8 protein-coding genes are annotated in these 11,714 nt (G+C 62.2%); 6 read left to right on the forward strand and 2 right to left on the reverse strand.

Annotated features, from left to right (window positions below):
• The first annotated feature begins 42 nt into the window (after positions 1–42).
• Entirely contained in the window at positions 43–990 is a 948-nt protein-coding gene (locus tag HBO23_RS21550) for a DUF1853 family protein (protein WP_170039671.1), read from the forward strand.
• On the opposite strand, the gene HBO23_RS21555 is transcribed toward HBO23_RS21550, so the two are convergent.
• A complete protein-coding gene (locus HBO23_RS21555) occupies positions 983–2,596 on the reverse strand; it encodes a PvdJ/PvdD/PvdP-like protein (protein WP_170039673.1) in 1,614 nt (537 codons plus the stop codon). The genes HBO23_RS21550 and HBO23_RS21555 overlap by 8 nt on opposite strands.
• 142 nt (positions 2,597–2,738) lie before the next feature.
• Between HBO23_RS21555 and pvdM the strand changes: the two genes are divergently transcribed.
• Genes pvdM through HBO23_RS21570 form a run of 3 tightly spaced genes read left to right on the forward strand, consistent with a single transcriptional unit; the run spans position 2,739 to position 6,293 of the window.
• A complete protein-coding gene (pvdM, locus tag HBO23_RS21560) occupies positions 2,739–4,088 on the forward strand; it encodes a pyoverdine-tailoring dipeptidase-like protein PvdM (protein WP_170039675.1) in 1,350 nt (449 codons plus the stop codon).
• Between the two features lie 18 nt (positions 4,089–4,106).
• On the forward strand, positions 4,107–5,387 hold the full coding sequence (locus HBO23_RS21565) for an aminotransferase class V-fold PLP-dependent enzyme (protein WP_170039676.1): 1,281 nt from the start codon (positions 4,107–4,109) through the stop codon (positions 5,385–5,387).
• A 33-nt stretch (positions 5,388–5,420) separates the two neighbouring features.
• Complete coding sequence (locus HBO23_RS21570) at positions 5,421–6,293, forward strand: formylglycine-generating enzyme family protein (RefSeq protein WP_170039678.1); 873 nt, start codon at positions 5,421–5,423, stop codon at positions 6,291–6,293.
• A gap of 116 nt (positions 6,294–6,409) precedes the next feature.
• Here the strand turns inward: HBO23_RS21570 and HBO23_RS21575 are convergent, their stop codons facing one another.
• Positions 6,410–7,237 carry a N(5)-hydroxyornithine transformylase PvdF gene (locus HBO23_RS21575; protein WP_170039680.1) on the reverse strand — a complete coding sequence of 276 codons (828 nt, stop codon included), beginning with the start codon at positions 7,235–7,237 and terminating at the stop codon, positions 6,410–6,412.
• Between the two features lie 201 nt (positions 7,238–7,438).
• Here HBO23_RS21575 and HBO23_RS21580 point away from each other — a divergent pair, with 201 nt between their 5' ends.
• A complete protein-coding gene (locus HBO23_RS21580; protein ID WP_099549287.1) occupies positions 7,439–9,091 on the forward strand; it encodes a cyclic peptide export ABC transporter in 1,653 nt (550 codons plus the stop codon).
• A gap of 154 nt (positions 9,092–9,245) precedes the next feature.
• Complete coding sequence (locus tag HBO23_RS21585) at positions 9,246–11,624, forward strand: TonB-dependent siderophore receptor (protein ID WP_017138098.1); 2,379 nt, start codon at positions 9,246–9,248, stop codon at positions 11,622–11,624.
• Positions 11,625–11,714: the final 90 nt, after the last annotated feature.

Below are 11,714 nucleotides of genomic sequence, written 5' to 3' on the forward strand. Positions count from 1 at the left end.
TCTCAGCCACCCTTAACGGCTCTAAAAGGCTATGCTCGGACCATGACTGTGTTCCCCGACCTGCTCAACCTGCCCCGCCAATTGCGCCACCCCGAGGTGCGCGACCTGGCGTGGGTGGTGCTCGCCCCGCCGATGCTTGCGCAAACGCCCTGGCCGCAGCGCCACCCACTGGCCGGCAGCGACTGGGTACAGGCGCCGCACCGGCTCGAACAGTGGTTACGCACCCTCGACCAGGACAGCAGCGCCTTGCAGCATTGGCTAAGCCTGTCGCGCACGCGGCGCCTGGGCCCGTACTACGAGCGCCTGTGGCAATTCGCGGTGCAACATGCGCCGGGGGTGGAGTTACTGGCCGCCAACCTGCCGATCCGCCGCGCCGGGCATACGCTGGGCGAGCTGGATATGCTGGTGCGCGACCGCGATGGCGTGCACCACCTGGAACTGGCGATCAAACTGTATCTGGGGCCGCAGGACGGCAACGGCCAGGACCCCGCGCAATGGCTCGGCCCCGGCTGTCATGACCGGCTGGACCGCAAGCTCGCGCACCTGGCCCAGCATCAACTACCGATTTCGGCCCGCCCGGAAAGCCGCGAAGCCCTGGCGGCGCTGGATATTGCGCAGTTCGATGCACATTTGTGGCTGGGCGGGTATTTGCTCTATCCGTGGCCCGGCGCCGCCGAATCCCCGCTGGGCGTTGAACCACAGCACCTGCGCGGGCGCTGGCTGCATCAGCGTGATTGGCGCGACTTCGTCAGCCAGAGCCCGCCGGGGCGCTGGCAACCCCTGCCTCGGCACGCCTGGCTGGCGCCGGCGCATTACTCGGAGGATCAGGTGTGGCGTGCTGACCAGATGCAAGCCTGGCTGGCAGACCTCGACCCGATGGCACCGGCCCAATTACTGGTGCGGCTGGTTCAGCAAGGCGCAGATTGGGAAGAAGCCGAACGTTTGTTCCTTGTTGCAGACCTGTGGCCAAACGTCCCGGGCATTACTTGAGTTTCAAGTGGCGCGCATACCAGGGCCGTTTCGGCACGCGCTTGAACAAGGCCTGCAATCCGTCTTCTTCGGCGAAAGTGATGCGCAGCGCCAGCTTCATGGTCTCCGGGTCCATCTCCATCGACCGCCCCATCTGCAGCCCCGGCGTGGTGCTGCAACCGTGGGTGTCCGGCCCCAGCCATGGGTCAGCGACTTCCACCCAGCGGCCTTGGGCAAACCACTTGACCCCGTTGACCTCCAGCCGGCTGACCTCGCCTGGATTGAACCGCTCATGGGCGCGAAACCAGTCCTCGATGCGATCATCGATCCAGCCGTGAAAGTGCCAGAACACCGGGTTTACGTGCGATGAGAACGGGTCGCCCAGGAAGTCGTTCTGCGGCGCGTACCAACGCGCGGCAAAGTCCGCCGGGTCACGGGCGAACGGCACCGGCGCGCCGTTGGACGGGTCACGGGGCACCGAGGCCCAACGCATGTGCAACCAGTCGTGCAGGCCCAGCTCCATCTCCGAACCTAACTGGCCCAAGGTCAGTTTGGCCAGGTAACGCGGGTCACGGTACTGCGACTCCCACACCTGGAAGTTGCTGTGGTAGGTCTCGGCCGCCTTGATATCGCTGACCCATTGGGTGTAGTCGCTGTCATCAGGTGCTGACCAACAGGGTGGCAGCGCAAAGCCGTCGTGGTTATCGAAATAACGCAAAAACCCCAGGCGATCGCGTTCCAGCGCCGGTTGGGGTTCAGGGAATTGCGGCCAGGAAGGCAGGTCTTGCATGGAGCGCGCAGTGCCAAGCATATGCCGGTGCATGAAAAAGAAGTCGATACCCGAACCGTTGCGGTCTTTGCGTTTGCCGCGCGCGTCGCGCTCCTGGCCGCGTGGCCCGGGTTGCCAACCGATACCGCGCAGGGCATCGCGTTTTTCCTCGGACAGCTTGTGCCACTGGTCACGGGTGGCGTGCCAGAGCTGGTGGAACAGCCGGTGCTCAGGCGCGATCAGCCAGGCCAGCAAGGTCGGGTTAAGGCCGATACGCTGGCGCGCCTCGGGGAACAGTTGCTTGTGGGCGATAAAGCGGTTGTCGCACTCGGTCAGGGCCAGGGGGCGCTCAAGGTCGAGAACCTGCCCGCTCAGCGTGCTGCTGCCGGCATTGGCGAAGTCGGCCCAGACTTCGTCGAGGGTCATCTTGAACTCATAGGCCGGTGCGCCATCCGCGGCGTCGCGGTCGATCAGGCGCCAGTAGAGCACGGCGCCCTCGCCCGTCAGCAGATCACCGAGCACGCGGTAACGCGGCTCGCCCTCGGCACGCAGGTTTGCAGCGGTGTCCAGATAGCCACGCAAGCCACGGCCGCGCGGGGCGATGTCGAGCAACAGCTCCAGGCCTTGCAGCGGCAAGCCTTTAAGGCTCGCATCGCGGCCCTCCAGGCGCAGGCTCCACACACCGCGCAGGGTATTGGCCAGGTGTTGGCCGGCGGTGTCGGCCAGGTCCACCGTGGCCTCGCCCGGCGTGATCGGGAATTCTTCACGCGTCAGCTCGCGGTGGGCATAAAGGGCCGCTGGCACGGCAGCGCCGGTCAGCGCCAGGCCGGCGATGAAGCCACGTCGAGAGAGGGTCATTGTCTACCTTAGGAAACAGCTTGATCAGAGCTAGAACGTTGACGGCCGCGAGAAATTTACCGGCCCAGCGCCCGCGCCTAAATTTCCCCGGCCATGGCTCGTTCTTCCCTGATAGCAAAGGCCTCAACTGACTGAGATGGCAATGACAAAATCACGTTCGAAAAAGGCGCTGTATATCGGCCTGCCGCTGGCACTGGCCATCGGCGCCGGGGTCGGTTTCCTGGCCTGGTATCACTGGTTCAAAGGCAATGCCGGCTACCCGCTGGAGGTGATCAAGCAGGCCAACGAAATGCAGGACCGCTTGTTGTCGTTCGACAGCCATATCACCGTGCCCATGGATTTCGGCACCGCCGGCAACGAAGCCGACAAGGATGGCAGCGGCCAGTTTGACCTCGCCAAGGCGGCACGCGGGCGCTTGTCGGGCGCGGCCCTGACGATTTTCGGCTGGCCGGAAATCTGGAACGGCCCCAACGCGCCGCACAAACCCACCGACGGTTTTGTCGAGGAGGCCCGTCACGAGCAGGAGGTGCGCTACAAGATCATCTCCGGCATGGTGCGCGACTTCCCCAACCAGGTCGGCATCGCCTACACCCCGGACGATATGCGGCGCCTGCATGGCGAGGGCAAGTTTGCGATCTTTATCAGCATGCTCAACGCCTACCCGCTGGGCGACGACCTCAACCAGCTGGACCTGTGGGCGGCACGCGGCATGCGCATGTTCGGCTTCAGCTATATCGGCAACAACGCCTGGTCCGACTCGTCACGCCCGCTGCCGTTTTTCAATGACACCACCGACGCGCTTGAAGGGCTGTCAGCCATCGGCCAACAAGCCGTGCACCGCCTCAACGACCTGGGCGTGATCATCGATGTGTCGCAGATGTCGACCAAGGCGCTGGAGCAAGTCGCGCAATTGAGCCGTACCCCCATGATTGCCTCGCATTCGGCGCCGCGTGCCTCGGTGGATATCCCGCGCAACCTCAGCGACAAAGAACTGCAACTGATCAAAAACAGCGGTGGCGTGGTGCAGGTGGTGGGCTTCCCGGCCTATTTGCGCCCGCTGAGCCAACCCACCCAAGACAAGCTCAACACCTTGCGTGCGCGCTTCGATTTGCCGTCGCTGCCCAACCTGGCCGTGGCCTTGATGCCCGGCGACGCCATCATCGCCGCCTGGCCCGAGCAGAAGTTCGGCCAGTACGCCCAGGGGCTGTACGCCATTCTTGAAGAAGAACCCAAGGCCACCCTCAAGGACTGGGGCGATGCCATTGACTACACCGTGCGCAAGATCGGCATCGACCACGTCGGCATCGCCTCGGACTTCAACGACGGCGGCGGCATCCAGGGCTGGGAGAACGTCGGCGAAGTGCGCAATGTCACCGCCGAACTGATCCAGCGCGGCTACTCCGAGGCCGACATCGCCAAGCTGTGGGGAGGCAACTTCCTGCGGGTGTGGGACCAGGTACAAAAAGCCGCCAAGCCGTTGGCCAACCGCTAATTACTCAGAAGCCAGTCCATGACCGACCGCCGTACATTCCTCAAGCAGGCTGGCGTACTCGCCGCCAGCCTGCCATTGGGCAGCACATTGCTCGCGCACGCCCAGGCAGCCACCCAGTCGCCTGCCACAAACGACCCATGGACGGGTTTCAAACAGCTGTTCACCCAAGACCCGGACTACCTGCACTTTTCCAACTTCCTGGTGACCTCCCACCCACGCCCCGTGCGCGAAGCCATTGAGCGCTACCGCCAGCAGATCGACCGCAACCCCGGCCTGGCCATGGACTGGGGCCTGGAAGAAACCTGGAAACGTGAAGGCCAGGTGCGCGAATGGGCCGGTCGTTACCTGAACGCCAAGCCGGCTCAGATCGCCCTCACCGGCAGCACGTCGGAAGGCCTGGCGATGATCTACGGCGGGATCAAGCTGCGCCCCGACCAAGAGATTCTCACCACCGAACACGAACACTACGCCACCCAGAACGTGCTGGACTTTCGCGTCGCCCGCCAAGGCACCCAGGTGCGGCGCATCCGCTTGTTCGAGCGCGCCAGCCAGGTCTCCAGTGACGAAGTGCTGGGCAACATCAAGCGCGCCATTCGCCCCACTACCCGCGTGCTGGGCATGACCTGGGTGCAGTCCGGCAGTGGCGTGAAGCTGCCGATCGGCGAAATCGGCAAGCTGGTGGAGGAACTCAATCGCAACCGCGACGACAACGACCGCATCCTGTATGTGGTCGATGGCGTACATGGTTTTGGCGTGGAGAACCTCGACTTCCCGGCCATGCACTGCGACTTCTTTATCGCCGGCACGCATAAATGGATGTTCGGCCCACGCGGCACCGGGCTGGTCTGCGCCCGCGACGCCGAAAACAAATACGTCACACCCATGGTGCCGACCTTCTCCGAAGACACCAACTTTGCCACCACCATGACGCCCGGCGGCTACCACGCCTTTGAGCATCGCTGGGCGGCGGATGAAGCGTTCAAGCTGCACCTGCAACTGGGCAAGGCACAGGTTGAGGCGCGCATCCACGTACTCAACAGCGAACTCAAAACCCAGTTGCTGGCGCATCCGCAGATCGAGTTGGTGACACCGCGCAGCACCGACCTGTCGGCCGGTTTTACGTTTTTTCGGGTCAAGGACCAGGACAGCGAAGCGGTCGTCGCCCATATGCTGAAAAACCGCGTGGTGATCGATGCCGTCGACCGCGATGTCGGCCCGGTGATCCGCACTTCCCCCGGCCTGCTTAACAGCTCGGACGAAATCCAGCAGTTTATGGCCCTGCTGAGCCAACGCCTGTGATGCGCCCTTTTTTCCTTTGAACGAGATGCCCACATGAATCCATCCCGACTCAAACCCCTGACCGCCCTGGCGCTGACTGCTCTTTGCGCGGCATGGCTGCCCAACCTGGCGCAGGCCGCCACGCCGCAACCCGGCAAAGTGTTCAAGGACTGCAAGGACTGCCCGGAAATGGTGGTGCTGCCCGCCGGCACCTTCACCATGGGCACGCCGGAAGACGAAGTCGGCCGCGAGCCCGATGAAGGCCCGATGCACGACGTGACCTTCGCCAAACCGTTTGCCATGAGCCGCTTCCACGTCACTGCCGCCGAATGGGACAGCTATATCCGCCAGACCGGCGTCAAGATCGCCGACGGCGACACCCGCCCCGGCCGCGAATGCATCGCCAGCAAGCCCCGCTACCCGCAAGGGCCACGCCAGCCGGCAGTGTGCATGGACATGGACGACATCAAGCAGTACGTCGCCTGGCTATCGGAAAAAACCGGGCACAAGTACCACATGGTCAGCGAAGCCCAACGTGAATACGCCGCCCGCGCCGGCTCCACCGGGCCGTTCCCCTTCCCGTTCGACGAGGGCAAGGGCTACAGCATCGCCCAGCACGCCAACACCTACGGCCCGGCAGATGGCTACAGCTATTCCTCGCCGGTGGGCAGCTACCCGCCGAATGCATTCGGCATGTACGACATGCACGGCAATGTGTATGAGCGGGTTGCCGACTGCGAGCACCCCAACTATATCGGCGCCCCTACCGACGGCAGCGCCTGGATGGAGCCCCACTGCGAGGGCTACCAGATCCGCGGCAATGACTGGGGCGAAGCGCCGGTGTTCTCACGCTCGGGCAACCGCAACACCATCTACCCGCAAACCCGCGGGGACTGGATTGGGTTTCGGGTAGTGCGCGACCTTTAAGCAGCACACCGAGCAGAATGTGGGAACTGGCTTGCCTGCGATGCAGACACCTCGGTACATCAGGTACACCGAGTTGAGGCCATCGCAGGCAAGCCAGCTCCCACACTTGGATCGCCTTAAGCCTGCTGAGCCAACAACTCCAACCCTTCATGCAACGCCGGGAACAGGCTGTTATTGAAGTTGTTCCAGCGCAATTCGAGGATGGTGTCCTCAGGCGAAATCTCGGTTTTCAGCACGTCGTGGAACACTTCGCCCGAATCAATGCCGTTGTCCACGTAATGGAACGAAGCGCCGGTGAGGTACAGCGGTTCGCAGGCCTTGGTTGCTTTGCTCGCCCAATCCACCACCGTCTGCCCGCGCGCGCCGTACAAGGCATTCCAGGTGGCATAGGCGCCACGGCGCTCGTAAGGCGATTCAATACGGGTAATGCCTGGGTGAATGTTCATGATTCGCCGCGCGAACGGCGCGCCGGGCCGCACCAACTCATCGAGGATCACCAACAGGCCGTCCAGCACCACGATATCGGCCTTCAACTCCACCAGGGTGTCGTGCAAGCGACGTTCAAAATCCTGCTTGCCGGCGATGTGTTCGGCGCTGCCACGCGGCAGGCGACGGTAGGTGGACGGCACGCTTAGCAACAAGTCATTGACCAGCTTGCCCTGCACGCGCAGGTCCGCCGGGTACAGCCACTGGCGACCCGGCTGATAGGCAAAACCATAGTCGGCCACCAACTGCTGGTCCCGCGGGTTCTGCTCGTCATCGTCGTACACCACGCCGACCAGGTTGTAGGCCTGGCCCAACGGTGTGTCGTTCAGCGACCCCACCAGAAACTCCAGCACCGACTTCATATAGCGCTCGTGGTCCTTGTAGGCCACCGGCTGCCCGGCCTTGTCGGCGGCAGCGTTTCTCAGGGACCAGACATACACCAGATTCTTTTTCGTCATTGTTTCGCTCTCGCTGGATAGATCAGGCACGCGCCAATACGCGTGCGCCTACACAACAAGAACGAACCAGCCTGCAGGCAATTTATCGACCCAGGCCACCGCCCGGCGCGCCGCGCTAAATAGTCGCCCCGACACTTCGTTTGTCATGGGTAAGGGTCTGTGTGCCCAGCCCCCTCTTTTTTCACTTTCCGGGAAGTATTTATGACCGACCCCAAGCGCGGCGCCTTTAACGGTTTGCTCGCATTGCTCAGGCCTTTTCGCACCATCGTGACAGTCTCTGTCGCGCTGGGCATGGCCGGCGGCCTGGCCATCACGTTGCTGCTGGCGACTATCAATAACGCCCTGCACTCTACAACCGGCATGACCCAGGGCGTGGTCCTGACCTTTGCGGCGCTATGCCTGTTGGCGCTGACCAGTTCGATCGTCTCGGATATCGGCACCAACTATGTGGGCCAGCGGATCATTGCCGCCCTGCGCAAGGATCTCGGCGAGAAAGTGCTGTCGGCGCCCATCGAGCAGATCGAACGCTACCGCTCCCACCGCCTGATCCCGGTGCTCACCCATGACGTCGATACCATCAGCGATTTCTCCTTCGCGTTCACCCCGCTGGCCATCGCCAGCACGGTAACCCTGGGGTGTCTGGGTTACCTGGCCTACTTGTCTGTGCCGATGTTCCTGATGATGATCGTCGCCATTGTGATCGGCAGCAGCGTGCAGTTCATCGCCGGCCACAAAGGCATACGCGGCTTCGACGCAGCCCGCGACCTGGAAGACGAACTGCAGCGCTACTATTCGGCGATCGCCTCCGGCGCCAAGGAGTTGCGCATCCACCGGCCACGGCGCTACCGGATGAACACCCACCGTATCCAGGAAACCGCCGACCGGATCAGCGACATCCAGGTGCGCTCGGTAAACATCTACATCGTGGCCAAAACCTTTGGCTCGATGCTGTTCTTTGTGGTCATCGGCCTGGCCCTGGCCATGCAAGCCTACAGCCCCAACCCGGACCCGGCGGTGATCACCGGTTTTGTGTTGGTACTGCTGTACATGAAAGGCCCGCTCGAACACGTGATCGGTTACCTGCCGATCATCGGCAAGGCCGGCATTGCCTTTGCGCGTATCACCGAGCTGTCGGATCGCTTCTCGTCCCCCGAGCCGCATTTGTTGATGGACGGCAGCGAAGCCCCCACGCCGGTGGTCAACAGCCTTGAACTGCGTGGTGTCACCTACAGCCCGCCGCCGGTAGAGGGCAGCGAGCCGTTTCACCTGGGGCCGATCAACCTGAGCATCCAGCAGGGCGATATCGTGTTTATCGTCGGCGAGAACGGCTGCGGCAAGACCACACTGATCAAACTGTTGCTGGGCCTGTATCAACCCGACGCCGGCGAAATCCGCCTGAACGGTGAAACCGTGACCGACCCGGTGCGCGATGACTATCGCCAATTGTTCACCACGGTGTTCGCCGACTATTACCTGTTCGACGACCTGGTCCAGGGCAGCGCCACGCAATCGCTGGACAGTGCTGCCAAGTACCTGGAGCGCCTGGAAATCGCGCACAAAGTCAGCGTCAAGGACGGCGTATTCAGCACCACCGACCTCTCCACCGGACAGCGCAAGCGCCTGGCGCTGGTCAATGCCTGGCTCGAAGAACGCCCGGTGCTGGTGTTCGACGAATGGGCCGCCGACCAGGACCCGGCCTTCCGCCGCGTGTTCTATACCGAGCTGCTGCCCGACCTCAAGCGCCTGGGCAAAACCATCATCGTGATCAGCCACGACGACCGCTATTTCGACATCGCCGACCAACTGGTGCGCCTGCGTGCGGGCAAGGTCGTGCACGAGATGGAACCGGCTTGAAATTTATTTTCCGGTTTTTCCGGATAGGAACGTCTCACTAGTGGTAATGAGAATTGACCTCAATAAACACTAAAAGCTGCCCACTTAAAACATAGAAGAGAATGCATCCATGCCAGCAACGTTCGGTCTGAGTCCCTTGAGCAAGGCACTCTCCATGCGCCGCCTCTTGAATACCCCTCTGCTGCCAAGCGCGATTGCCCTGGCACTGGCACTGCCGGTGGCAGGTTATGTGCAGGCGCAGGAGGTCGAATTGAATGTGCCCGCACAGCCGCTGGGGAGCGCGCTTCAGGAGTTCGGTCGCCAGACCAACTTGCAGGTGCTCTACAGCCCTACCGATGTAGAAGGCAAGCGCAGCCACGCGATCAAAGGCAAGTTGCAACCTGGCCAGGCCATGACCACCTTGCTGTCCGGGACGGGCATCAGCTATGACCTGCAGGGCAGCTCGTTCACCATCAGCGCGGCGAAAACGTCGGCACTGGAACTGGGTGCTACCCAGGTAACCGCCAACCAGTTGGGGACCATCACCGAAGGCTCCGGCTCCTACACCCCTGGCACCATCGCCACCGCGACGCGCATGGTGTTAAGCCCACGTGAGACGCCGCAATCGATTTCCGTGGTGACCCGCCAGGCTATGGACGACTTCAGCCTCAAGTCGATCGACGACGTGATGCGCCACACACCGGGCATCACCGTTGCCACCTACGACAGCGAGCGCACCAGCTATTTCTCTCGTGGTTTCGCCATTCAGAACTTCCAGTACGACGGTATTCCGATCCTGCAGGATGCCCAGTACTCGTCGGGCCACACCTTGACCGACACCGTGATCTACGACCGCGTCGAAATTCTCAAGGGCGCCACCGGCCTGCTGACCGGCGCCGGCGGCCCGGGTGGCACCATCAATATGGTGCGTAAAAAGCCCACCTCGGAATTCAAGGGCTATGTGGACCTGGGCGCGGGCTCCTGGGACAACTACCGCTCGGAAATCGACGTCAGCGGCCCGCTGACCGAGACCGGCAACGTGCGTGGCCGTGCTGTTGCGGCGTACCAGGACAAACACACGTTCCTCGATCACTACCAACGCCAGACCAACGTCTACTACGGCATTCTCGAGTTCGACCTGGCACCGGATACGTTGCTGACCATCGGTGGCGACTACCAGGACAGTGACCCGCAGGGCTCCAGCTGGTCCGGTGCGGCCTCGCTCTTTGACTCGGCCGGCAACCACATCAGCACCCCGCGCTCCTTCAACAACGGCGCCAAGTACAGCAAGTGGAAACAGTACACCCGTACCGCCTTCGCCACCCTGGAACACACGTTCGACAACGGCTGGGTCGGCAAGGCGCAGTACAACCACCAGATCAACGGCTACAAAGCCCCGTTGTCGGCCCTGCTGTCACCCAATGCCGAAACGGGCAAGGCATCGCTGCTGACCCGTACCTACAATGGTGAAACCACCAGCGACACGGGTGATCTCTACGCCACTGGGCCGTTCAGCCTGTTCGGGCGTGAGCACGAACTGGTGGTCGGCACGTCGGTCTCGCGCTCGCACTGGCTGGGCAGCGACTACACCAACGCCACCAACTACGACAACAGCCACGACTACTTCAACTGGGACGGCGACGCCCCCAAGCCGGACCGTGGTCCTCGAACCAAAAAGAACGACGAGCTGACCCGCCAGAGCGCCAGCTACATCACCGGGCGCTTCAGCCTCGCGGATGACTTGCACCTGATCCTCGGCACTCGGGTCAACAACTACGAAGTCAGCGGCACCAGCCAGGTCAAGGACACCGGCAAGGTAGTGCCTTATGCCGGCATCACCTATGACCTCAACGACAACTTCTCGGCCTACGCCAGCTTCACCGAAATCTACCTGCCCCAGGACGATTACCGAGACCGCAACGACAAACCGCTGGAACCGGATGAAGGCAAGAACTACGAGATCGGCCTTAAGGGCGAGTTCTTCGACGGTCGCCTGAATTCGAGCCTGGCCTACTTCGAGGTTCACGAGAAAAACCGCGCCGTCGACGACACGGATTACATCCCCAACAGCCACCCAGGGCTGGATTACGCCTCCAGGGGCACCGAAGCCAAGACCAAAGGCTACGAAGCGGAAATTTCCGGCGAGCTGGCGCCAGGCTGGCAGTTGCAGGCGGGCTATACCCATAAGATCATGCGCGACAAACAGGGTGAGAAGCTCTCCACCTGGGAGCCGGAAGATCAGGTCAATATCTACACCAGCTACAAGCTGACCGGCCCACTCGACAAGCTGACCCTGGGCACCGGCGTGCGCTGGCAGGGCACTGGCTGGAAACTGCTGAACAACTATGCCAAAGGCACCGAGGAAAACTTCTCCCAGGACCCACTGTGGATCGTCGACGCGATGGCCCGTTACCAGGTGACCGAGAACGTATCGGCGACCCTCAACGTCAACAACATCTTCGACAAGAAGTACTACACCAACATCGGCTTCTACAACTCGGCTTACTACGGCGACCCGCGTAACGTCATGCTCAGCACCCGCTGGAACTTCTGATCCGGCCCATGCCCCTGGTCATCGCTGATGACCAGGGGCTTTTTGTTGCCCGCTGAATCGTGGCGTTTGGCGAATAACACCGATAAAAAA

This window comes from Pseudomonas sp. WS 5532, from assembly GCF_012985445.1.
Classification (GTDB): domain Bacteria; phylum Pseudomonadota; class Gammaproteobacteria; order Pseudomonadales; family Pseudomonadaceae; genus Aquipseudomonas; species Aquipseudomonas edaphica.

What these genes read in the sequence shown, in the direction of transcription:
- HBO23_RS21550 (WP_170039671.1), top strand. Translation starts at nt 43, where the DNA reads ATGACTGTGTTCCCCGACCTGCTCAACCTGCCCCGCCAATTGCGCCAC.
- HBO23_RS21555 (WP_170039673.1), bottom strand. Translation starts at nt 2,596, where the DNA reads ATGACCCTCTCTCGACGTGGCTTCATCGCCGGCCTGGCGCTGACCGGC.
- pvdM (WP_170039675.1), top strand. Translation starts at nt 2,739, where the DNA reads ATGACAAAATCACGTTCGAAAAAGGCGCTGTATATCGGCCTGCCGCTG.
- HBO23_RS21565 (WP_170039676.1), top strand. Translation starts at nt 4,107, where the DNA reads ATGACCGACCGCCGTACATTCCTCAAGCAGGCTGGCGTACTCGCCGCC.
- HBO23_RS21570 (WP_170039678.1), top strand. Translation starts at nt 5,421, where the DNA reads ATGAATCCATCCCGACTCAAACCCCTGACCGCCCTGGCGCTGACTGCT.
- HBO23_RS21575 (WP_170039680.1), bottom strand. Translation starts at nt 7,237, where the DNA reads ATGACGAAAAAGAATCTGGTGTATGTCTGGTCCCTGAGAAACGCTGCC.
- HBO23_RS21580 (WP_099549287.1), top strand. Translation starts at nt 7,439, where the DNA reads ATGACCGACCCCAAGCGCGGCGCCTTTAACGGTTTGCTCGCATTGCTC.
- HBO23_RS21585 (WP_017138098.1), top strand. Translation starts at nt 9,246, where the DNA reads ATGCGCCGCCTCTTGAATACCCCTCTGCTGCCAAGCGCGATTGCCCTG.